This window comes from Luteimonas sp. MC1782 (genome assembly GCF_014164605.1).
GTDB lineage: Bacteria > Pseudomonadota > Gammaproteobacteria > Xanthomonadales > Xanthomonadaceae > Luteimonas.
In genome coordinates this window covers 1,345,736-1,366,866 of the sequence record NZ_JACJFT010000001.1, presented here as the reverse complement: position 1 = coordinate 1,366,866, position 21,131 = coordinate 1,345,736, and the positions used below count along the sequence as shown (strand labels likewise).

The 21,131-nt window shown below is 69.0% G+C and carries 20 protein-coding genes; 11 read left to right on the top strand and 9 right to left on the bottom strand.

The window, feature by feature from the left end:
• Window positions 1-64: 64 nt before the first annotated feature.
• The 5 genes from H5368_RS06385 (at window position 65) to H5368_RS06365 (ending at window position 7,471) form a co-directional block, all read left to right on the top strand.
• Entirely contained in the window at window positions 65-2,143 is a 2,079-nt protein-coding gene (locus H5368_RS06385) for a S9 family peptidase (protein ID WP_182822491.1), read from the top strand.
• Window positions 2,144-2,225: 82 nt separating this feature from the next.
• Window positions 2,226-3,530: a DUF819 family protein gene (locus H5368_RS06380; RefSeq protein WP_182822489.1), complete on the top strand. Its 1,305-nt coding sequence runs from the start codon at window positions 2,226-2,228 to the stop codon at window positions 3,528-3,530.
• Window positions 3,527-4,726, top strand: coding sequence for a glycosyltransferase family 2 protein (locus H5368_RS06375; RefSeq protein ID WP_182822487.1), 1,200 nt, complete (start codon window positions 3,527-3,529; stop codon window positions 4,724-4,726). Before H5368_RS06380 ends, H5368_RS06375 begins: the two co-directional genes overlap by 4 nt.
• Window positions 4,723-5,460, top strand: coding sequence for a class I SAM-dependent methyltransferase (locus H5368_RS06370; RefSeq protein ID WP_182822485.1), 738 nt, complete (start codon window positions 4,723-4,725; stop codon window positions 5,458-5,460). Before H5368_RS06375 ends, H5368_RS06370 begins: the two co-directional genes overlap by 4 nt.
• Before the next feature lie 31 nt (window positions 5,461-5,491).
• Window positions 5,492-7,471 carry a hypothetical protein gene (locus tag H5368_RS06365; RefSeq protein WP_182822483.1) on the top strand — a complete coding sequence of 660 codons (1,980 nt, stop codon included), beginning with the start codon at window positions 5,492-5,494 and terminating at the stop codon, window positions 7,469-7,471.
• On the opposite strand, the gene H5368_RS06360 is transcribed toward H5368_RS06365, so the two are convergent.
• The 5 genes from H5368_RS06360 to H5368_RS06340 all read right to left on the bottom strand — a co-directional run bounded on the left by H5368_RS06360 (window position 7,395) and on the right by H5368_RS06340 (window position 12,885).
• Window positions 7,395-7,619: a CstA-like transporter-associated (seleno)protein gene (locus tag H5368_RS06360; protein ID WP_182822480.1), complete on the bottom strand. Its 225-nt coding sequence runs from the start codon at window positions 7,617-7,619 to the stop codon at window positions 7,395-7,397. The genes H5368_RS06365 and H5368_RS06360 overlap by 77 nt on opposite strands.
• Window positions 7,619-9,694 (bottom strand): carbon starvation CstA family protein, encoded by a 2,076-nt coding sequence (locus tag H5368_RS06355; protein WP_182822478.1) that lies wholly within the window; start codon window positions 9,692-9,694, stop codon window positions 7,619-7,621. Before H5368_RS06355 ends, H5368_RS06360 begins: the two co-directional genes overlap by 1 nt.
• Window positions 9,695-9,817: 123 nt before the next feature.
• Window positions 9,818-10,816 (bottom strand): magnesium and cobalt transport protein CorA, encoded by a 999-nt coding sequence (locus H5368_RS06350; protein WP_182822476.1) that lies wholly within the window; start codon window positions 10,814-10,816, stop codon window positions 9,818-9,820.
• A gap of 7 nt (window positions 10,817-10,823) precedes the next feature.
• Window positions 10,824-12,029, bottom strand: coding sequence for a DUF4105 domain-containing protein (locus tag H5368_RS06345; protein WP_182822474.1), 1,206 nt, complete (start codon window positions 12,027-12,029; stop codon window positions 10,824-10,826).
• A complete protein-coding gene (locus tag H5368_RS06340; protein ID WP_182822472.1) occupies window positions 12,019-12,885 on the bottom strand; it encodes a transporter associated domain-containing protein in 867 nt (288 codons plus the stop codon). The genes H5368_RS06345 and H5368_RS06340 overlap by 11 nt, the downstream gene beginning before the upstream one ends.
• Window positions 12,886-13,006: 121 nt before the next feature.
• On the opposite strand from H5368_RS06340, the gene H5368_RS13495 reads away from it, so the two are divergent.
• Window positions 13,007-13,135 (top strand): hypothetical protein, encoded by a 129-nt coding sequence (locus H5368_RS13495; protein ID WP_255486365.1) that lies wholly within the window; start codon window positions 13,007-13,009, stop codon window positions 13,133-13,135.
• A 43-nt stretch (window positions 13,136-13,178) separates the two neighbouring features.
• Here H5368_RS13495 and ybeY read toward each other — a convergent pair whose 3' ends face one another.
• The 4 genes from ybeY to miaB are packed head-to-tail and all read right to left on the bottom strand — an operon-like array spanning window position 13,179 to window position 16,411.
• On the bottom strand, window positions 13,179-13,667 hold the full coding sequence (gene ybeY / locus H5368_RS06335) for an rRNA maturation RNase YbeY (protein WP_182822470.1): 489 nt from the start codon (window positions 13,665-13,667) through the stop codon (window positions 13,179-13,181).
• A complete protein-coding gene (locus H5368_RS06330) occupies window positions 13,664-14,707 on the bottom strand; it encodes a PhoH family protein (RefSeq protein ID WP_182822468.1) in 1,044 nt (347 codons plus the stop codon). The genes ybeY and H5368_RS06330 overlap by 4 nt, the downstream gene beginning before the upstream one ends.
• 38 nt (window positions 14,708-14,745) lie before the next feature.
• Complete coding sequence (locus H5368_RS06325) at window positions 14,746-14,952, bottom strand: hypothetical protein (RefSeq protein ID WP_182822466.1); 207 nt, start codon at window positions 14,950-14,952, stop codon at window positions 14,746-14,748.
• Between the two features lie 25 nt (window positions 14,953-14,977).
• Complete coding sequence (gene miaB, locus H5368_RS06320) at window positions 14,978-16,411, bottom strand: tRNA (N6-isopentenyl adenosine(37)-C2)-methylthiotransferase MiaB (RefSeq protein WP_182822464.1); 1,434 nt, start codon at window positions 16,409-16,411, stop codon at window positions 14,978-14,980.
• Between the two features lie 232 nt (window positions 16,412-16,643).
• Here miaB and H5368_RS06315 point away from each other — a divergent pair, with 232 nt between their 5' ends.
• From H5368_RS06315 to H5368_RS06295, 5 genes are all read left to right on the top strand, one after another.
• A complete protein-coding gene (locus H5368_RS06315; protein WP_182822463.1) occupies window positions 16,644-17,603 on the top strand; it encodes a lytic transglycosylase domain-containing protein in 960 nt (319 codons plus the stop codon).
• A 142-nt stretch (window positions 17,604-17,745) separates the two neighbouring features.
• Complete coding sequence (gene petA, locus H5368_RS06310) at window positions 17,746-18,381, top strand: ubiquinol-cytochrome c reductase iron-sulfur subunit (RefSeq protein WP_182822460.1); 636 nt, start codon at window positions 17,746-17,748, stop codon at window positions 18,379-18,381.
• Window positions 18,382-18,384: 3 nt separating this feature from the next.
• Window positions 18,385-19,644, top strand: a complete 1,260-nt coding sequence (locus tag H5368_RS06305; RefSeq protein WP_182822458.1) for a cytochrome bc complex cytochrome b subunit — start codon at window positions 18,385-18,387, stop codon at window positions 19,642-19,644.
• A complete protein-coding gene (locus H5368_RS06300) occupies window positions 19,637-20,392 on the top strand; it encodes a cytochrome c1 (protein ID WP_182822456.1) in 756 nt (251 codons plus the stop codon). The genes H5368_RS06305 and H5368_RS06300 overlap by 8 nt, the downstream gene beginning before the upstream one ends.
• 85 nt (window positions 20,393-20,477) lie before the next feature.
• On the top strand, window positions 20,478-21,113 hold the full coding sequence (locus H5368_RS06295; RefSeq protein ID WP_182822454.1) for a glutathione S-transferase N-terminal domain-containing protein: 636 nt from the start codon (window positions 20,478-20,480) through the stop codon (window positions 21,111-21,113).
• The last annotated feature ends 18 nt before the right edge of the window (window positions 21,114-21,131 follow it).

Here is a 21,131-nt window from a genome sequence, read left to right as displayed (position 1 = left end):
CGGCCTTTGCGCCGGCCGCCGCCGCCGCCTACCATCGGGCCTTTCCGTGCCGGAGTCCCGATCCATGCTGCGAACCGCCCTGTTGCCCCTGTGCCTGCTCGCCGCGTTGCCGGCGGTGGCCGCCGCCCGCGGTCTCGAGGCACGTGACCTGGCCGCACTCGACCGCGTGTCCGCCCCGACGCTGTCGCCGGATGGCCGGGTGCTGCTGTTCGCCCAGCGCGGCGTCGAATTCGATGCCGGCACCTCGTCCACCGCGCTGTATACCCGCAACCTGGTGACCCGCGACGCCGCGCCGCCCCGGCAGCTCACGCCGGCCGGCTGGAACGTCAATTCGCCGACCTTCTCGCCCGATGGCGCGACGGTGTACTTCCTCAGTGCCAAGGGCGGCAGCCAGCAGCTGTATGCGATCCCCGCCGCTGGCGGCAAGCCGCGCCAGCTGACCGACTTCGCGCTCGATGTCGGCAGCTACCGGCTGTCCCCCGACGGCAGCCGCATCGCGTTCAGTGCCGACACGTTCGCCGACTGCGCCGATTTCGCCTGCACCAGCAAGCGGCTCGCCGACACCAAGTCCTCCAAGGTCTCGGGCGTGGTGTACGACCAGCTCTTCGTGCGCCACTGGGACACCTGGAAGGACGGCCGCCGCAGCGGTCTGTTCGTGGCCGAGCTGCCGCAGGGCGCGAAAGCCAGGCCGGTGGCCACGGCTCTGGCGATCAGCAGCGCGCTCGACGGCGACATCCCGTCCAAGCCCTTCGGCGGCAGCGAGGACTACGCCTGGTCGCCCGACGGCCGCAGCGTGGTTGCCAGCGTGCGCGTGGCCGGCAAGCAGGAGCCGTGGTCGACCAACTTCGACCTCTACCGCCTGTCGACCGAGGGCGGCACCGCGCCGGTGAACCTCACCGCCGACAATCCCGCCTGGGACGCCGGCCCGGTGTTCAGCGCGGACGGCAAGACGCTGTTCTACCGCGCGATGAAGCGCCCCGGTTTCGAAGCCGACCGCTACGCGCTGATGGCGATGGACCTCGCCGACGGCAGCCGCCGAGAGATCGCTCCGAAGTGGGACCGGTCGCCGAGCCAGGTCGTGCCCTCGGCCGACGGCAGCACGCTGTATGTGGCCGCGCAGGACACCGGTGAATACCCGCTGTTCCGCATCGACGTGGCCAGCGGCGAGGTGGTGAAGCTGGTCGGCGACGGCACGGTGTCGGCGTTCGACATCGCCGGCGACACCCTTGCGCTTGCGCGCAACTCCATGCAGAGCGGCGACGTGCTGTACACCACGACGCTCGCGGCTGACAACCTGCGCGCCATCACCCCGACCGCGGCCGAGCGCCTGCCGGGCGTGAGCTTCGGTGCCTTCGAGCAGTTCAGTTTCAAGGGTGCCGGCAACGACACCGTGCACGGCTACGTGGTCAAGCCGTGGAACTACGAGGAGGGCAAGTCGTATCCGGTGGCGTTCCTGATCCATGGCGGCCCGCAGGGCAGCTTCGGAAACGGCTGGAGCTACCGCTGGAACCCGCAGACCTATGCCGGCCAGGGCTACGCGGTGGTGATGATCGACTTCCACGGGTCCACCGGCTACGGACAGGACTTCACCGATGCCATCAGCGGCGACTGGGGCGGCAAGCCCCTGGTCGACCTGCAGAAGGGCTGGGCGGCGGCGCAGGACAGGTACGACTTCCTGGATGGTGACCGCGCCTGCGCGCTGGGCGCCAGCTACGGCGGCTACATGATCAACTGGATCGCCGGCAACTGGTTCGACCGCCAGGGCAACGCACCGTTCAAGTGCCTGGTCAACCACGACGGCGTGTTCGACACCCGTTCGATGGGCTATGTGACCGAAGAGCTGTGGTTCACCGAGTGGGAGAACGGCGGTACGCCGTACGACAACCCGAAGGGCTACGAGAAGTTCAACCCGGTCAACCACGTTGCGAAGTGGAAGGTGCCGATGCTGGTGGTGCAGGGCGAGAAGGACTACCGCGTGCCGGTCGACCAGGGCCTTTCGACGTTCACCGCATTGCAGCGGCGCGGCATCGATTCGCAGCTGCTGTACTTCCCCGACGAGAACCACTGGGTGCTGAAGCCGCAGAACAGCGTGCTCTGGCACGACACGGTCAACGCCTGGCTGAAAAAGCACATCGGCCAGTGACCGCGCCCGCGTGGCCGGCCGCGTGCCGGCCACGCGCGATCCTCCACGACTTCCCCATACCGCTCCGACAGGACTGACGCCGATGGCCCCTGCCTCCGACGCGCCCGCGACTGCCGCCGAAACGGCGCTGGCCGCCGACGCGATTGAAGCCGCTGCACCACTGATCACCAACGACATCGTCGTATTCGGCCTGATCGCCGCCACGCTGGGGCTGATCTTCTGGCTGGCGTCGGGCCCCACGCCGTTCTGGAAGAAGTTCTTCGCCTGGATACCGGCGCTGCTGCTGTGCTACTTCATACCGGCGGTCTACAACACGGTCGGGCTGATCGACGGCACGCAAGGGGCGGTCTACAACCCGATCGGCAGCCGCGTGCTGTTGCCGGTGGCGCTGGTGCTCTTGACCATGACCATTGACCTCAAGGGCGTGCTCAGCCTGGGGCCGAAGCTGTTGTTCGTGTTCTGCATGGGCACGCTCGGCATCGCGCTGGGCGCGGTCGTGTCGTTCCAGCTGTTCGAGTGGTTCAAGCCCGACGTGGTCGCCGGCGACGTGTGGATGGGCATGGCGGCGCTTGCCGGCAGCTGGATCGGCGGTGGCGCCAACATGGTCGCGATCCGCGAGGTCTATGGCGTAGACGCCACGCTGTTCGGGCAATTCGCAGTCGTGGACGTGGCCATCGCCAACCTGTGGATGGCCACCCTGCTGTTCCTTGCCGGCCGCGCGGCGACGATCGATGCGCGCAGCGGCGCCGACACGCGCGCCATCGACGAGATGAAGACGCGCCTCGAGGCGCACGAAGCGGAGCACGCGCGCATCCCCACGCTGACCGACCTGATGGTGATCATCGGCATCGGCTTCGGCATCGTCGGCGCGGCCCACGCGGTGGCCGCTCCCCTGGCGGCGTGGTTCACCGCCAACGTGGAGAACGCCGCGCGCTTCAGCCTCGACTCCAGTTTTGTCTGGGTGGTGTTGTTCTCCACGGGTGCCGGCCTGCTGCTCAGCTTCACGCCGCTGCGGCGGCTGGAAAACGCGGGCATGGCCAAGATCGGCAGTGCCTGCCTGTACTTCCTGATCGCCAGCATCGGCATGCAGATGGATTTCATGCAGCTGGCGGACCGTCCGTGGCTGCTGGCGCTCGCCGCGGTGTGGATGGGCGTGCACATCCTGGTGCTGTGGGCTGCCGCCAGGATGGTGCGTGCGCCGCTGTTCTACTTCGCGGTCGGCTCGCAGGGCAACATCGGCGCCGCGGCGTCGGCGCCGGTGGTGGCCGCCGCGTTCCATCCCACGCTGGCACCGGTCGGCGTGCTGCTCGGCACCATCGGCTATGCCACCGGCACGGTGATCGCCTACGGCATCGGCCAGGTGTTGCGGGTGATGGCGGGGGCATGAGCGCCGCTGCCGACCCGCGCGCGCACCGCGTGGACGCGGCTCCCGCGGGCCTCGAACTCACCATCCTCATGCCGTGCCTGGACGAGGCTGAAACGCTGGCCAGTTGCGTGCGCAAGGCGCAGGCGTTCCTCTCCGGTTCGGGCGTGCGCGGAGAGGTGCTGGTGGCCGACAACGGCAGCGTGGACGGTTCGCAGGCGATCGCGCTGCGCGAGGGCGCGCGCGTCGTCGACGTCGCGGAGCGCGGATACGGCGCGGCGCTGATGGCGGGCATGCAGGCCGCGAGTGGCCGCTACGTGGTCATGGGCGATGCCGACGACTCCTATGATTTCTCGCGGCTCATGCCCTTTGTCGACGGCCTGCGCGGCGGCAGCGACCTGGTGATCGGCAACCGCTTCCGCGGCGGCATCGCACCCGGTGCCATGCCGTTCCTGCATCGCTACCTCGGCAACCCGGTGCTGAGCTTCCTCGGGCGGCTGTTCTTCGGCGTCGGCGTGCGCGATTTCCACTGCGGCCTGCGCGGGTTCGACCGCGAGCGCTTCCTCGCCCTGGGACTGGCCGGGCGCGGCATGGAGTTCGCCAGCGAGATGGTGGTGAAGGCCTCGCTTGCCGGCTACCGGATCACCGAGGTGCCGACCACCCTGCAGCGCGACGGCCGTTCGCGCGCGCCGCACCTGCGCACCTGGCGTGACGGCTGGCGGCACCTCCGCTTCCTGCTGGTGCACAGCCCGCGCTGGCTGTTCATGCTGCCCGGTGCCACGCTGGTGACGGTGGGCGTCGCGGCGATGGCGGTGATCGGCGTGCGCAGCGTGAACATCGGCGGCCTGAACCTCGACGTGCATACGCTGTCCTATGCCGGCGCCGCGATCATCCTCGGCGTGCAGATGGTGCTGTTCGCGGTGCTGGCCAGCTCGATGGGGATCCGCAACGGCTGGTTGCCGGGCGACGCACGCAACCGGCTGCTGTCGGCGATCACGCTGGAGCGTTGCCTGGTCGCCGCGGCGGTGCTGTTCCTGGCCGGGATCGGGATGTCGCTGTATGCGGTGTTCCTGTGGGCCGCGCGCGACTTCGGCGTACTCGACCCGAGCGCCACGATGCGCTGGGTGATCCCGTCGGTGACGCTCATGGGCGTCGGCGGGCAACTCGGCCTGGCGGCATTCTTCCTGGAGGCGCTGCGCCTGCCGGATGCTCCGAGGTGAGCCGCGGGCGCGGCATCGGCGCGCAGTACAACAGCGCGCGCGGCGGCAGCGCCACCGATCGCGTGTCCACGCACATGCGGCGCAGGATGTACGCGCGGTTCATCGCCGCCGGGGTGGCCGACGACGACCACATCCTCGACGTGGGCGTGACCAGCGACCGCGAGCAGCTCGCCTCCAACTACCTGGAGGCCTGGCACCCGCGCAAGGACAGGATCACGGCGTGCGGGATCGACGACGCCGCGTTCCTGGAAGACGCCTACCCGGGCATGCGCTTCGTGCGTGGTGACGGCAAGGACCTTCCGTTCCCCGACGCAAGCTTCGACTGGGTGCATTCCAGCGCGGTGCTCGAGCATGTCGGGTCGGCGGGGGAGCAGGCGCGGTTTGTCTCCGAGCTGTACCGGGTGTGCCGCAAGGGCATCTTCATCACCACGCCAAACCGCTGGTTTCCAGTGGAATTCCACACCGTGCTGCCGGTGGTGCACTGGCTGCCGAAACCCTGGTTCCGCGCGCTGCTGCGCACGCTCGGGCACGACGCGCTGTCCCGCGAGGACAACCTCAACCTGTTGGGGCGACGCGAGCTCGCGCAGGCATGCGCGCAGGCCGGGCTGCCGGCCTGGCGCATCGGCAGCGTCTCGCTGCTTGGTTGGCCCAGCAACCTGCTGCTGGTCGCGCGGCGCGCGCAGGCGCCGCCGCAGGCAGCCGACCCCCACGGGGACGGCGCGCGTGTCCGGTAGCGCCGGCCGCGATGCTTGGGCAGTGCAGGCGATGGCTGTCGCCCTGCTGGTGTCGTCCATCCTGTTCATCACGCTGGTCCACCACCTTCCGGTGTCGATCCTCGCAGGCGCCGGCTACGACGATGCCTGGTTCTGGCAGCGCGCGGAGAGCATCGCCGCCGGAGGCTGGCTGGGCGCATTCGACTCGATGACCCTGATCAAGGGTCCCGGGTATCCACTGTTCCTTGCCGCAAGCCATGTGCTCGGGCTGCCGGCCACCACCCTGCAGGCGGTGCTCTACGCCGTCGCCTGCCTGCTGCTTGGCGGCGCGGTGTACCGCATGTCCGGCCGCCCGCTGCTGGTGCTGGTGCTGGTGCTGGCCGTGCAATGGCATCCCGCGGCACTGGGCTGGAACCGTGTGATCCGCGACAACATCGGTGGCTCGCAGATCCTCCTCGTGCTCGCCTGCCTGCTGTTCTTCCTGCATGGCCCGCGCGCCGGCAGGCACGGGTGGGGATGGGCCGTGTCTGCGGGATTGGCGCTGGCCTGGTTGTGGACCACCCGCGAGGACGCGGTCTGGGTGGTGCCCGGAATCACCTTGCTGCTGCTTGGACACGCGGTTCCCGCCTGGCGCGAGCGCGTCGCGCGCCGCCGCCTGGCGCTCGGGCTGGCGCTCGTCGCGCTGGCATTCGGCGGGGCGCTGTCGGTCGTCGCCGGCATCAACATGGCCCGGTACGGCGTGTTCGCCACCGTCGACACGCGGGGCACGGCGTACCGCGACGCGCTGACGGCGCTGCATCGCGTGCGGGTCGGGCCGCCGGTGCACCAGGTGCCGGTGCCGGAGCCCGTGCGAAGCGCGGTGTACGCCGCCAGCCCGGCCTTCGCGCGACTGCGTCCCTACCTCGAAGCCCCGGATCACCGCGGTGGCGACGCCTGCAGGCTTGCGTCGCATGCCTGCAGCGACTACAGCGGCGGGTGGTTCATGTGGGTGCTGCGTGCCGCCGCGGCGTCGACCGGCGAGTACCGTTCCGCGCCGGCGGCCGAGGCGTATTTCCGCACGCTTGCCGATGAGATCGATCGCGCCTGCGACGACGGCCGCCTGGCATGCACGGGTCGGCTGGCCGCCAGCATCCCGCCGGTCGACCCCGCGCAGTGGACGACCCTGCCGGATCGCCTGGGGAAGGCGGCCCGTCTGCTCGCCTGGCAGGGTGTCGGCGGCGGGCAGCCGCCGAGCGACACCGCGGCAGTCGGCGCCCGGGCGATGTGGAACTTCGTCGGGCGCCCGCCGGTGCGCGACCCCGCCGACGTGCTCGGCACGCAGGTCGCGGGCTGGTTCCATGACGTGCGACCGGGATGGCTGGCCGTGCGCTGCACGGACCCGGACATGCTGTTGCCGGTCGAGCGCCAGCCGAGTCCGGACATCGCGCTGCATTTCGCCGACCCCGCCGCCGGGATGAGCCGCTTCAGGGTCGTGGTGCCTGCCATCGCCGGCTGCGCCTTCGAATCCACCTCGGGTGCCGGCGCCGTCGCGCTCGCGGCCTTTGCCGCTGCGCCGGCAACGTCGGCCCTGGGTTCGGGCACGGTCACCGTCGATTCACTGGTGGAGGGCATCCCGCCCACGGCGCGGGAGCGGGCCTGGCCGCGCGCGGTGCGACATGCGGTGTGGAGCGCGTACGCGCGCGTGCTGCCATGGCTGGCGGCCGCGGGCCTGCTGGGGTTCCTGTGGGCAACATGGCGTGCGGCGCACAGCCGGAGCCTGCAGCCGCTGTACCTGCTGGCGGCCACCGCCTGGTGCCTGGTGGCCGGGCGCGCGGCACTGCTGGTGCTGGTGGACCTCTCGGCGTTCGCCGCCATCCGGGTGGACTACCTGCAGCCGGCATTCGGCCTGCTCGTCGTGGCGATCGTGGCGTCGCTCGCCGCGGCCGGTGCCGGACGCCAGCCTCGCACCCGCACCTTCAGCAGCAGCGGAAGCCGCCGCGCGCGCCGTAGCGCGCATCCTGTCGCTCGCGGAAAAAAGTGGGGTAGTCCATGACGTCGCGGTCCGGGTGCGTCTCGAGCATGTGGCGCACGTAGTTGTCGTAGTCCGGGATTCCGCAGCACAGGCGCGCGGTCTGCACCAGCCTGCGCCACACACGCCGGTGCGTGGCGTAGTACTCGAGCGGGACCAGCGCGCCGGCCATCAGAGCCACATCTTCTGCTGTTCGGGCGTCAGCGCGACATACGGCGTCTCGCGATCGGTGCGCACGTCGCTGCGCCGCGCCTTGCGGACCGCGCCGATCGAATACACCAGGATCGCCACCACCACCAGCATGAACAGCACGGTGAGACCCGCGTTGACGTAATTGTTGATCATGATCTGCTGCATGCCGCCGAAGTCCTTCGACGGGGCGATCAGTTCACCCGCCGCCAGCGCGTCCCGGTACCTGTTGGCCTGCGCCATGAATCCGACTGCCGGGGTGGGGTCGAAGATCTTGATCCAGCCGGCGGTCAGCGTGCACAGCAGCAGCCAGACGGTCGGCACGATCGACACCCACGCGTAGCGGTCCTTCTTCATCTTGAACAGCACCACCGTGCACAGCATCAGCGCGATGCCTGCCAGCATCTGGTTGGCGATGCCGAACAGCGGCCACAGCATGTTGATGCCGCCCAGCGGATCGTTCACGCCCTGGTAGAGGAAGTAGCCCCACAGCGCGACGCAGCCCGCGGTGGCGAGCAGGTTTGGCCCCCAGGATTCGGTCTTGCGCATCACCGGCACGAAGTTGCCCAGAAGGTCCTGCAGCATGAAGCGGCCCGCGCGCGTGCCGGCATCGACGGCGGTGAGGATGAACAGCGCCTCGAACAGGATCGCGAAGTGGTACCAGAACGCCATCATCCCTTCGCCCGGGATCACGGCATGGAAGATCTGCGCGATGCCCACGGCGAGCGTCGGCGCGCCGCCGGCACGCGACAGGATCGAGTTCTCGCCGATGTCCGCGGCGGTCGCGACCAGCACGTCGGGCGTGACCGTGAAGCCCCAGCTGGACACCATTTCAGCCACCGCCACCGGGTCGGTGCCGATGATCGCCGCCGGGCTGTTCATGGCGAAGTACACGCCCGGATCGATCACCGACGCCGCCACCATCGCCATGATCGCCACGAACGACTCCATCAGCATGCCGCCATAACCGATGTAGCGCGCGTGGCCCTCGTTGGCGAGCAGCTTGGGCGTGGTGCCCGAGGCGATCAGCGCGTGGAAGCCCGACACCGCGCCGCAGGCGATGGTGATGAACAGGAACGGGAACATGCTGCCCTTCCACACCGGGCCGGTGCCGTCGGTGAACTGGGTCAGCGCCGGCATGCGCAGCTCCGGCATGACGATGAAGATGCCGATCGCCAGGCCGAGGATGGTGCCGATCTTGAGGAACGTCGACAGGTAGTCGCGCGGCGCCAGCAGCAGCCAGACGGGCAGCACCGCGGCCACGAAGCCGTAGCCGATCAGCATCCAGGTGATCTGCGTGCCGGTGAAGGTGAACGCCGGGCCCCAGGTCGGGTGTGCGCCGACCTTGCCGCCCATCCAGATCGCGCCGACCAGCAGGATGATGCCCACCACCGAGATCTCGCCGATCCTGCCCGGGCGGATGAAACGCATGTAGACGCCCATCATGATCGCGATCGGGATGGTGGCGATGACGGTGAACATGCCCCAGGGGCTGCCTTCCAGCGCCTTGACCACGATCATCGCCAGCACCGCCAGGATGATGATCATGATCAGGAACGCGCCGAACAGCGCGATGGTGCCGGGCACCTGACCCATCTCCTCGCGCACCAGGTCGCCGAGCGAGCGCGCGTCGCGGCGGCTGGATACCACCAGCACCATGAAGTCCTGCACCGCGCCCGCCAGCACCACGCCGGCGATCAGCCAGAGCGTGCCGGGCAGGTAGCCCATCTGTGCCGCCAGCACCGGGCCCACCAGCGGGCCCGCACCCGCGATCGCGGCGAAGTGGTGGCCGAACAGCACATGCTTGTTGGTCGGGACGAAGTCGAGTCCGTCGTTGCGGCGGATCGCAGGCGTCGCGCGCGTCGGGTCGAGGCCCAGCACCTTGTCGGCGATGTACAGCCCGTAGAAGCGGTAGGCCACCAGGTAGATCGACACCGCCGCCACCACGATCCACAGGGCGTTGATGGGTTCGCCGCGGCGCAGGGCCACGGTGCCGAGGCAGAACGCCCCGAGCAGGGCGAGCGCCGCCCAAGCGAGTTTCCCGAGTCCACCCTTCATGCGATTCCCCGTCTGTATTCCGGCTGCGCCAAGGGTCTACCCATGGCCCGGCGCGGTCAATCGCGGGTGCTGCAATGCGTGAACACGCAGCCTACGACTTTGGTCGCAGGCAGCAAGCCGTATTCAGAGCCAGCGCACCCGGCGCAGGTAGACGTACAGCCCGGCCACCACCCCGACCACCACCCCGACCAGCAGCGGATAGCTCCAGCGTCCGGCGAGCTCCGGCATGTGCACGAAGTTCATGCCATACCAGCTTGCAATCAGGGTGGGCGCGGCCAGCAGCGCGGCCCAGCCGGCCAGGCGCTTCACCACCTCGCCCTGGGCCAGCGTCACCAGCGCCTGGTTGACGCTCAGCGCGGTGCCCAGCATGTCGCGCAGCATGTCAATGCTGTCGTTGATCCGCACCGAATGATCCAGCACGTCGCGCAGGTACAGGCGGATCTCGTCGTGCAGCAGCGGGGTGTTGCTGCGCAGCAGCTGTGAAAGCACGTCCTGCATGGGCGTCAGCGCCACGCGCATGTAGGTCAGCTCGCGCTTGAGGTCGTACAGCCGGCGCACGATGCCGCGGTGGAAGGTGTCGCGGAAGATGTCCTGTTCCAGCGCCAGCAACGTGGCCTTGAACTCGTCCACGATCGGCACGTAGTCGTCGACGATGGCATCGAGCACGGCATACAGCGCGAAGCCGGGCCCCAGCGCGAGCAGCCCCGGATTGCGCTCCACGCGTGCGCGGGCGGCTGCATACGACGCCGATGCGCCATGGCGCACCGTCACCAGGTAGCGCGCGCCGAGGAAGGCATGGGTCTCGCCGTAACGGATGTGCTCGTCGACGACCTGGGCGGTGTTGCCGGCGATGAACAGCGAATCGCCGTAGGCTTCCAGCTTGGGGCGCTGGTGGGCGTGGTGGGCGTCCTCGACGGCGAGCGCGTGGAGGTTGAATTCCTCCTGCAGCTTGGCGAGCACCGTTTCGTCAGGCTCGTACAGCCCCACCCAGACAAAGCTGCCGTCGTCGACATCGAGGACGTCGCTGATTTCGTCAAGGCTGATGTCGCGGCGCCGGCCATCGCGGTCGTAGGCGGCGCTGTTTATCACGCAGGCCGGCAGGGCAGGGGCAGGGGCGGTCATTGCCGCATCATGCACCTGTTCGCCGCTGGCGCCAGAGCACCGCGGTCAGCGCCAGCTGCAACGGCAGCATCAGGGCGATCCAGTGGCCGTTGCGCTGCGACTGCAGCGGCATCCACAACAGGAACGGCGACAGCAGCACCAGCACGCCGATGCCCGCCAGCAGCACCCGGAACACCGTGCCGCCATCGCCGCCGCGGGCGATGCGCCAGGCACCGGGGACGAGCAGCAGGCACAGCGGATTGAACAGGATCAGGTTGTGGTTGGCCCAGGCGAAGCGGTGCGCGGTGCCCAGCCAGAGGTAGAGCATCAGCCCGCCGAGCAGTGCGCATGCCAGCCACGTTGCGATCGCCGCCCACGCCACGACCGCGGGGCGCCTGCGCTGCGACCAGGCGAGCGCCGCCAGCACCAGCCCGGCGACCAGCCAGGGGAGCCAGGCCACCGCGCGGGGCTCGGGTTCGGCGCCGATGCGGTGCGGCAGCAGCGCTTCCTCCGACGCCACCAGCGGGCGGCCATCGGCGTGCCGCATGTCGCGCAGCGCGCTGGCCAGGCGCATCGGCACGAAGGCATCTTCCCAGAGCGCGTTCGGGCGGTCGGCGGCCGGCCCGAGCCCGAGGTCGAAGCCCAGCGCCATCCACGCCGCGGGGCGCGCCAGGCGCACCGCTTCGCTGCGGAAGGTGTTGCCCTGCGAGCGGCCCTGCATCTGCCGGCGCAGGGCGCCGCCAAGGGTCGCGTCGAGCGCGTCGCGCACGCGCGTGGAGCAGTTGTCGGTGAAGTAGTCGTAGGCGTAGTGCGCGTTCTCGGGGCGCGCGTTGTCGGCGAGTCGGGCGGCGAGGGATGTCGCCGCGGCCTCATCCAGGTCGAGCCACTGGATCGACACCCCGCGTCCGACATCGCGGTAGTAGGCGAGGTCGTCGGCCAGCGGCAGCGCGGCCAGCCGGTAGCGCATGTCGCCGCGCACGAAGCGCGCCACGAAATCCGGCTCGTCGGGGTCGAAGAAGCCGAAGTTGTACGAGATCGGCGGGCCGGCCGCGGGGTCGTCGACCACGATCGCGTTGTGGCCGAAGCGCTCGAAGAACACCTCGCCCGGCTGCATGGTGGCCACGCCGATGCGTGGCGCCGCCACGGCCGTCGCACACCAGGCGCACAGCAGCAGGAGCAGGGCGGTCGCCGGCCACCGCAGGCGACGGTTGGCGCGCCGGGGGCTATTCGGCATGGATGGCGACGTGCAGCGCGTGCAGGCGGCGGGCGTCGGCGCTGGCCACGCGGAACGTGAAGCGACCGAGCGTGAGCTCTTCTCCCGCCTCGGGCAGGTGGCCGATGGCGGCGGTGACCAGGCCACCGACGGTGTCGTATTCGTCGTCGTCGAAATCGGCGCCGAAGCGGCTGTTGAAATCGCTGATCGGGGTCAGCGCGTCGACCACGTACTGTCCGTCGGCCTGCGCGGCGATCAGGGCCTCGGGGTCTTCGGCGTCGTCGTGCTCGTCGTCGATCTCGCCGACGATCTCCTCCAGCACGTCCTCGATGGTCAACAGCCCCGCCACGCCGCCGTACTCGTCGATCACGATCGCCATGTGGTTGCGCGACTGGCGGAACTCGCGCAGCAACACGTTGAGTTTCTTCGATTCCGGAATTAGCACCGCCGGGCGCAGCAGCTCGCGCACCGTTCCGGGGCCGTTGTCGGCCACCACCCCACGCAGCAGGTCCTTGGCCAGCAGGATGCCGAGGATCTCGTCCTTGTCGTCACCGTGCACCGGGAAGCGCGAGTGGCCGGACTCGACCACCTGCTTCAGCAGGTCCAGGAAGGGCGCGGCCACGGGCAGCGCGACCATCTGCGCCCGCGACACCATCACGTCGCCGACGGTCATGTCGGACACGGAGATCGCGCCTTCCATCATCCGCAGGGTGTCGGACTCGATCAGGCCATTGGCCTGCGCATCGCGCAACAGCTCGACCAGGTCGTCGCGTGAACTGGGATCGCCGGAAATCGCCCAGCTCAGGCGTTCCAGCCAGCTGCGCCGCCGCTCGGGGTGGTCCGGCGCGGGGCCTTGACTACTGTCGTCCTCGGACATCTCGCTCGCATCGTCGCCCCGGGGGGAGGGGCGGCCAGCGCAGTTTACCCCGTCCGGGGGGTGAGGGCCGCGTGCAGCCGCCGGCGGCCGGATTTCGGCGGAGACCCCGGCATGGTTGTGCGTGTCACCGCTGGTCGCGGGCACCACCATCGAGGCGTTGCTGCATGCACTGCAGGGCGAAGAGCCGCTGTATGCGGCATTGCCCGGTACATCACTGACGCTCTACGACGGGCTGGTCGACTGTCTCTGAGTCCCGGTCATCGCCTGTCGGCCCGGATGCGGTCCGGCGTCCGTCAGGCGTCGCGGTAGGGGTCGTCGATGCCCAGGCCGGCGAGGATCTCGCGCTCCAGCTTCTCCATCGCCTCGGCTTCGAGCTCGTCGCCGTGGTCCCAGCCAAGCAGGTGCAGGGTGCCGTGCACGGTCAGGTGGGCGTAGTGGGCCGCCAGTCGCTTGCCCTGCTCGGCGGCTTCGCGCGCGACCACCGGCGCGCACAGCACCACGTCGCCAAGCAGCGGCATGCGCACGCCCTTGGGCAGCTTGATGCTGTCGTCGAGTTCGGCGGGAAAGCTGAGCACGTTGGTGGCGTAGTCGCGGCCGCGGTAGTGGCGGTTCAGGGCACGGCCCTCGGTTTCGTCGACAACGCGGATGGCAAGGTCGGCCTCGCGGATGCGACCGGCCAGCGCCGCGGCGACCCATTTCCGGAAGCTCACCGCGGCAGGCAGGCCGGCGCGCGGCAGCGCATAGCCCACGGCGACGTCAAGGCGCACCGGACCCCTGGTCATGGCGAGGCCTCGCTCCCGGGCGGCGCGGCATTGGCGTTGTCGGCGTCGCGCAGTTCGTAGGCGTTGACGATGCGCGCCACCAGCGGATGGCGCACCACGTCGCGTGACTCGAAGAAGGTGAAGCTCACGCCGTCCACCTCGTGGAGCACCTCGACCGCATCGCGCAGGCCGGATTTCATGTGTTTCGGCAGGTCGATCTGCGACAGGTCGCCAGTGACGACCGCGGTGCTGCCAAAGCCGAGGCGCGTCAGGAACATCTTCATCTGCTCGATGGTGGTGTTCTGCGCCTCGTCGAGGATCACGTAGGCGTCGTTGAGCGTGCGCCCGCGCATGTAGGCCAGCGGCGCGATCTCGATGACGTTCTTTTCCAGCAGCTTCAGCACCTTCTCGACGCCGAGCATTTCGTACAGCGCGTCGTACAACGGCCGCAGGTAGGGATCGACCTTCTGCGAGAGGTCGCCGGGCAGGAAGCCGAGCTTCTCGCCAGCCTCGACCGCCGGGCGGACCAGGATCAGGCGCTGCACCCGGGACTCGTTGAGGGCTTCCACCGCACTGGCCACGGCCAGGAAGGTCTTGCCGGTGCCGGCCGGGCCCACGCCGAAGTTGATGTCGTGGGTGGCGATGGCGTGCAGGTATTTCTGCTGGTTGCCGCCGCGCCCGCGGATGGTGCCGCGCTTGACGCGGATCGCCACGTCCTGCGGCACGAAATCCGGGTCCGACTGCCGCTGCCGCGCGACGCGCCGCGTGGCTTCGACATCCTCGCGCGCCGCGCGCGATGCGCTGACCCGCAGATGGATGCCCTGGCCGTCAAAGGTCTCGGTGGCGGCTTCGAGATACAGGTCCCGGAGCAGGCGTTCGGCTTCGTCGACGCGCTCGGCGTCATCGCCGCTGATGCGGAAGATGTTGCCGCGGTTGGCGATCTCCACGCCAAGCGCAAGCTCGACCTGGCGGAGATGGCCATCGAAGGGGCCGCAGAGGTTCGCGAGGCGCTCGGTGTCGGCGGGCTCGAGGGTGAAGTCGCGCTGGTGTTGGTTCGGCATAGGTGGGCAAGGGTAGCGCGCCGGCGCGGGGCCTGCGTTCACGCCCTGGCGAGGCCGCGACACGCCAGGCCAAGCCCGATGCCGGCCAGCAGCAGCGAGCCGGCCAGCCAGGCCCAGCCCACCGCGCCGGCCGTGCCGCCATCACGCACCAGGTACAGCCATGCGCGCGCCAGCCCCAGCACGGCAAGCCCGCAGAACCACAGGCCGAGCGGGTCGATGCGGCGCCTGTGCGCGGGGCCGGCCATGGGTGGCGTGTCTCCGGCCCGGGCGTCAGGCGGTGGTGGGCGCTTCAATGCCGGCCACGCGCCCGCGCAGTGAATTGCTGAGCGCCTCGGTGATCAGCACATCGACGAACTGTCCCACCAGTCGCGCAGGGCCGGCGAAATTGACCGAGCGCATGTTCTCGGTCTTGCCAGTGAGTTCATTGGCGTCCTTCCGCGACGGGCCGGTGACCAGCACCTTGTGCACGCTGCCCAGCATGGCCCGGGAGATGCCGGCCGCGTGGTCGTTGATGTGCGCCTGCAGCCGCGACAGCCGCGCGTGCTTCTCCTCGCCCGTCACCGTGTCCTCGAGGTCCGCGGCCGGCGTGCCCGGGCGGCGCGAATAGATGAAGGAGAACGACTGGTCGAAGCCGATGTCCTCGATGAGCTTCATGGTCTTGTCGAAATCGGCGTCGGTCTCGCCGGGAAAGCCGACGATGAAGTCGGAGGAGATCGAGATGTCCGGGCGCACCGCGCGCAGCTTGCGGATCTTCTGCTTGAACTCGAGTGCCGTGTAGCCGCGCTTCATCGCCGACAGGATCCGGTCCGAGCCCGACTGCACGGGCAGGTGCAGGTAGTTGGCCAGCTGCGGCACGTCGCGGTAGGCCTCGACCAGCGAGTCGGAAAACTCCAGCGGATGCGAGGTGGTGAAGCGGATGCGGTCGATGCCGTCGATTTCAGCCACCGTGCGGATCAGCAGGCCGAGGTCGGCAAACTGCGGTTCGCCCGAGGCCGCGTTGCCATCGCCGCATTCGGCAGGCGCGATCGGGCCACGGTAGGCGTTGACGTTCTGGCCCAGCAGGTTGACCTCGCGCACGCCCTGCGCGGCGAGCTGCATGACTTCCACCAGCACATCCTCGAACGGCCGGCTGACCTCTTCGCCGCGGGTGTAGGGCACCACGCAGAACGAGCAGTACTTGCTGCAGCCTTCCATGATCGAGACGAAGGCGCTCGGGCCCTCGGCGCGCGGTTCGGGCAGGCGGTCGAACTTCTCGATCTCGGGGAAGCTGATGTCGACCTGCGGCAGGCCGCTCTCGCGGCGGCCGCGGAGCAGCTCGGGGAGGCGGTGCAGGGTCTGCGGGCCGAACACCAGGTCGACGTACGGCGCGCGCTTCACGATCGCCGCGCCTTCCTGGCTGGCCACGCAGCCGCCGACACCGATCAGCACCGGGCGTCCGCCCTGCTTCAGGCGCTTCCAGCGGCCCAGCTGGCTGAACACCTTCTCCTGCGCTTTTTCGCGGATCGAGCAGGTATTGACGAGTATCACGTCGGCTTCGTCGACGTTCGTCGTGAGTTCCAGGCCGTCGGACTCGGCCAGCACGTCAGCCATGCGCGCCGAGTCGTACTCGTTCATCTGGCAGCCGTGGGTCTCGATGAAGAGCTTGCCGGCGGGACGCAGGCGGTCGTCGGGCGCGGTGTCGGTCTGGGGTGGTGGCAGGGTCATGGCATGTCCGGGGCGCGGCGCTGATTCCGGGCCGGAAGGGCGAGGGGCGCCAAAGTGTAGCGCCGGCGTCCGGAACACGCGCGCGGGCGCGTTTGCTGTGACGGTTGGCCCGCGTCGGCCGGCCGTGGCCCGGCGGGGCGTGCGCAACGCGGATCCTCGCCGTCCGTCACGTTCCCGGGCCTTGGCAAGCCCTCCCGAAGATAGGAGACTGCGACGTGATGGAGGGGCAGGGATGAAGCACGTCGGGGCAATCTTGGGTCTTGCCTGCCTGTTGGCGGCGGCGCCTGCCGTGGCCGGCACGATCTACCGCTGCGACGTTGGCGACGGCGTGCAGAGCTACGTCAGCAAGCGCATCCAGGGCGCCACCTGCACGGTGGCCACCACCTACAGTGGCAGCCGCCCCAGTCGTCCCTCATCTCCCAGCAAGCCCTCGCAGGTGGCCGCGGCCGTCGGTGGCGTCAGCGCCTCCAACGTGGTCGAAGGCTCGCCGGTCTCGCTGCATTCCAATGCGCCGGCGACCTTCATGGGTGGCGCGGGCGCGGGCAGTGCCAACGCGGCACCTGCGCCGGTCATGGTCAGTGCGCCTTCCGCCCCGGCCCCCCGCAGCAGCCAGCGGCGCCTGGTGCAGGGCGAGGTGTACTCGTACGTGCAGGACGGCGTGCGCCATTACACCAGCCGCAGGCCCAAGGGCAGCACCGGGGCGACCGCGCTGCGCACGATCCGCTACAGCTTCTTCGAGACCTGCTACGCCTGCGGTTCGCCGGGCGTCAATTTCGGCACGCTGCGCCTCAACACGCAGGCCTTCGATGCGGAAATCAAGGCCGCGGCGAGCGAGTTCGGGGTCGAGGTCGCCATCATCCGCGCGATCATGCACGCCGAATCCGCCTTTAATCCCAATGCCCTGTCGCGCGTCGGCGCGCAGGGACTCATGCAGTTGATGCCGGCCACGGCGCAGCGCTTCGGCGTGGTCAATGCGTTCGACCCGCAGCAGAACATCCGCGGCGGCGTGCAGTACCTCTCGTGGCTGCTGAAGCGCTTCAAGGGAGACCTGACCCTGGCGGCCGCCGGCTACAACGCCGGCGAGGGCGCCGTGGACCGCCACAAGGGCGTGCCGCCGTACAACGAGACGCGCCGCTACGTGGAGCGCGTCGCCGTGCTCGCCGACCGTTATCGGGGCCAGTCGGCCAACTGATTCCGGGTTTCGCCGTCGCCGGCGTTGTCCCCTGAATCGGCGTTCCGCTACACTTCACTGTCTTTGTGGCCGGCGTTCCCTCGTGGAGCGTCGTGCAGTGGCAGCCAATTGATCAGCGACCAGACGGTTTTCGGAGTGGCGGATGGGCAATGAAGGGGTTCTGGATCCTGTCGAAGGGGGCTCGGTCGATCACGGCCGTCGCCGCTTCCTGACAGCCACCACCGCAGTGGTCGGCGCCGTTGGCGCGGGCGTGGCCGCGGTTCCGTTCATCAAGTCGTGGCTTCCCAGCGCGCGGGCCAAGCTCGCCGGCGCGCCGGTGACCGCCGACATCAGCGCGCTGGCCGAGGGCCAGCGCCTGATGCTGGAATGGCGCGGGCAGCCGATCTGGATCGTCAAGCGCTCGCAGGCCATCCTCGCCGCGCTGCCGACCCTCGATGACCAGCTGCGCGATCCGCAGTCGGAGAACGTGGAGCAGCAGCCGGAGTACATCCGCGCGATCAGCCCGGAGCTCCGCTCGTTCAAGCCCGAGATCTCGGTGCTCGTGGGCCTGTGCACGCACCTGGGCTGCTCGCCCGAGATGGTCGCCGAGATCCGTCCGGCCCCGTTCGACGCCGAGTGGAAGGGCGGCTACTTCTGCCCCTGCCACAAGTCGAAGTTCGACATGGCCGGCCGCGTCTACCAGGGTGTCCCGGCCCCGACCAACCTCGTGGTGCCGCCGCACCATTTCGTCGACGACAACACCATTGTCATCGGCGTCGACCCGCAGGGGGCCGCGTAAGCCATGGCCAACGTGATCACGCGCACCGCCAGCAACGTGGCGGACTGGGTCAACGAGCGTGCGCCCGGCATGATGCCGATGTACCGCAAGCACATGACCGAGTACTACGCGCCGAAGAACTTCAACTTCTGGTACTACATGGGCTCGCTGGCCATGCTGGTGCTTGTCAACCAGATCGTCACCGGCATCTTCCTCACGATGCACTACAAGCCGTCCGCGGCCGAGGCGTTTTCCTCGGTCGAGTACATCATGCGCGACGTGGAGTGGGGCTGGCTGATCCGCTACATGCACTCCACGGGTGCGTCGCTGTTCTTCATCGTCGTCTACCTGCACATGTTCCGCGGGCTGATGTACGGCAGCTACCAGAAGCCGCGCGAGCTGGTGTGGATCCTCGGCATGCTGATCTACCTGGTGCTGATGGCCGAAGCCTTCCTCGGCTACGTACTGCCCTGGGGCCAGATGTCGTTCTGGGGCGCCAAGGTGATCATCTCGCTGTTCGGTGCGGTGCCGGTCATCGGCACCGGCCTGACCGAGTGGATCATGGGCGACTACCTGCCGTCCGACGCCACGCTCAACCGGTTCTTCGCCCTGCACGTGATCGCGCTGCCGCTGGTGCTGCTGCTGCTGGTCGTACTGCACCTGGGTGCGCTGCACGAGGTCGGGTCCAACAACCCCGACGGCGTCGACATCAAGAAGGGACCCAAGGGCAACCGCTGGGATCCGAACAAGCCGGCCGACGGCATCCCGTTCCACCCGTACTACACGGTGAAGGACCTGGTGGGAGTGGGCTTCTTCCTGATGATCGCGGCGTTCATCATCTTCTTTGCGCCGGCCTTCGGGGGCTGGTTCCTCGAGCATGACAACTTCACCGAGGCCAACCGGCTGGTGACGCCCGCGCACATCAAGCCGGTCTGGTACTACACGCCGTACTACGCGATGTTGCGCGTGGTGCCGCACAAGCTGTCCGGCGTGCTGGTGATGTTCGGCGCGATTGCCATCCTGTTCCTGGTGCCGTGGCTCGACCGCTGCAAGGTCAAGTCGTACCGCTACCGCGGGCTGATGTCGAAGGTCCTGCTCGGCCTGTTCGCGATCAGCTTCATCTGGCTCGGCAAGATCGGCGCCGGCCCCGGCACCGACCCGGTCGAAACCATCGTCGGCCGCGTGCTGACCTTCTTCTACTTCGCTTTCTTCATCACCATGCCGCTGTGGACCAGGATCGACAGCACCAGGCCGGTACCGGAACGGGTGACGACGCATGACTAATCCGATTGCCACCCTGCTCGCGCGCGCCAGCGTGTTCGCGGCCGCGATGCTGCTGTCGTTCTCCGCGCTGGCCGCCACCGCGGGCCCCCTGCAGCAGGCAGGTACCGATCTGGGCGACCAGGGCTCGCTGCAGCGCGGCGCCAAGCTGTACATGAACTACTGCTCGGCCTGCCACTCGCTGAAGTACCTGCGCTACTCGCGCATCGCCGACGACCTCGGGCTGACCGAAGAAGAGGTGATGGCCAACCTCAACTTCACCGGCGCCAAGTTCGGCGAACCGATCCTCACCGCCATGCCGGCCGAAGGTGCCGCGGGCTGGTTCGGCATCGTGCCGCCGGACCTCAGCGTGACGTCGCGCGTGCGCGGCGGCGACTGGATCTACAGCTACCTCAAGTCTTTCTACATCGACGAATCGCGTCCGCTGGGCTGGAACAACACCGTGTTCCCGAATGCGTCCATGCCCAACGTGCTGTGGGAGATGCAGGGCATCCAGCGCCCGATCCACGGCGATCGCGACGCGGCCACCGGCGAGCCCACGATTGCCGGCCTGGAAGTGTCCACCCCGGGCAGCCAGGACGGCGTGGCGTTCGACCAGACGGTGCGCGACATCACCGCTTTCCTCGAGTACGCCGGCGAGCCTGCCGCCCTCAAGCGCCAGAGCATCGGCGTGTGGGTGTTGCTGTTCCTCGCCCTGCTCACGTTCCTCGCCTGGTTGCTGAAGAAGGAATACTGGCGGGACGTGCACTGACGGGAAGGAAACCGGGCGACCGCCTGCGAGGGGCAGGCGGCGTCGTTGCGGCTGGCGGAATCCGGTCGCGGGAGAAGGTCCGATGATGGCTGCGAGTCCGCGCATGCGTAATGCCCTGACGCTGTTTTCCTCCGCCGACGACGTCCTCTGCCACCGTGTCCGGCTGGTCATGGCGGCCAAGGGCGTGGCCTACGACCTGATCATGGTCGACCCGCAGAATCCTCCCGAGGACCTGCTGGACCTCAACCCCTACCACTCGGTGCCGACCCTGGTCGAGCGCGACCTTGTGCTGTATGCCTCGAGCGTGGTCACCGAGTACCTCGACGAACGCTACCCGCATCCGCCGCTGATGCCGGTCGATCCGCTGTCGCGCGCCCGCTTGCGCCTGGCGATGCTGCGCATCGAGCACGATTGGGTCCCGCAGGTGCAGGCCATCCAGGTGGGGAGCAAGGCGCAGGCCGATGCCGCCCGCAAGCGCCTCAAGGAGCTGGTCACCGCGTCGGTGCCGCTGTTCCAGGCCAGCAAGTTCTTCCTCAATCCGGAGATGAGCCTCGCCGACTGCGCGATGGCGCCGATCATCTGGCGGCTGCAGGCACTGGACATCCCGCTGCCCAGGGACGGCAAGGCGATCGAGGATTACGGCAACCGCATCTTCCGCAACCCGGGATTCGCGCGCAGCCTGACGCCGCAGGAACGCCTCCTGCGCGACCTGCCGGCCTGAGTCCTGCGCCGCGCGGTA

Bases quoted from the DNA above. Each gene is read 5' to 3' on its own strand.
- H5368_RS06385 (WP_182822491.1), top strand. From the start codon at position 65: ATGCTGCGAACCGCCCTGTTGCCCCTGTGCCTGCTCGCCGCGTTGCCG.
- H5368_RS06380 (WP_182822489.1), top strand. From the start codon at position 2,226: ATGGCCCCTGCCTCCGACGCGCCCGCGACTGCCGCCGAAACGGCGCTG.
- H5368_RS06375 (WP_182822487.1), top strand. From the start codon at position 3,527: ATGAGCGCCGCTGCCGACCCGCGCGCGCACCGCGTGGACGCGGCTCCC.
- H5368_RS06365 (WP_182822483.1), top strand. From the start codon at position 5,492: ATGGCTGTCGCCCTGCTGGTGTCGTCCATCCTGTTCATCACGCTGGTC.
- H5368_RS06360 (WP_182822480.1), bottom strand. From the start codon at position 7,619: ATGGCCGGCGCGCTGGTCCCGCTCGAGTACTACGCCACGCACCGGCGT.
- H5368_RS06355 (WP_182822478.1), bottom strand. From the start codon at position 9,694: ATGAAGGGTGGACTCGGGAAACTCGCTTGGGCGGCGCTCGCCCTGCTC.
- H5368_RS06350 (WP_182822476.1), bottom strand. From the start codon at position 10,816: ATGACCGCCCCTGCCCCTGCCCTGCCGGCCTGCGTGATAAACAGCGCC.
- H5368_RS06345 (WP_182822474.1), bottom strand. From the start codon at position 12,029: ATGCCGAATAGCCCCCGGCGCGCCAACCGTCGCCTGCGGTGGCCGGCG.
- H5368_RS06340 (WP_182822472.1), bottom strand. From the start codon at position 12,885: ATGTCCGAGGACGACAGTAGTCAAGGCCCCGCGCCGGACCACCCCGAG.
- ybeY (WP_182822470.1), bottom strand. From the start codon at position 13,667: ATGACCAGGGGTCCGGTGCGCCTTGACGTCGCCGTGGGCTATGCGCTG.
- H5368_RS06330 (WP_182822468.1), bottom strand. From the start codon at position 14,707: ATGCCGAACCAACACCAGCGCGACTTCACCCTCGAGCCCGCCGACACC.
- H5368_RS06325 (WP_182822466.1), bottom strand. From the start codon at position 14,952: ATGGCCGGCCCCGCGCACAGGCGCCGCATCGACCCGCTCGGCCTGTGG.
- miaB (WP_182822464.1), bottom strand. From the start codon at position 16,411: ATGACCCTGCCACCACCCCAGACCGACACCGCGCCCGACGACCGCCTG.
- H5368_RS06315 (WP_182822463.1), top strand. From the start codon at position 16,644: ATGAAGCACGTCGGGGCAATCTTGGGTCTTGCCTGCCTGTTGGCGGCG.
- petA (WP_182822460.1), top strand. From the start codon at position 17,746: ATGGGCAATGAAGGGGTTCTGGATCCTGTCGAAGGGGGCTCGGTCGAT.
- H5368_RS06305 (WP_182822458.1), top strand. From the start codon at position 18,385: ATGGCCAACGTGATCACGCGCACCGCCAGCAACGTGGCGGACTGGGTC.
- H5368_RS06300 (WP_182822456.1), top strand. From the start codon at position 19,637: ATGACTAATCCGATTGCCACCCTGCTCGCGCGCGCCAGCGTGTTCGCG.
- H5368_RS06295 (WP_182822454.1), top strand. From the start codon at position 20,478: ATGGCTGCGAGTCCGCGCATGCGTAATGCCCTGACGCTGTTTTCCTCC.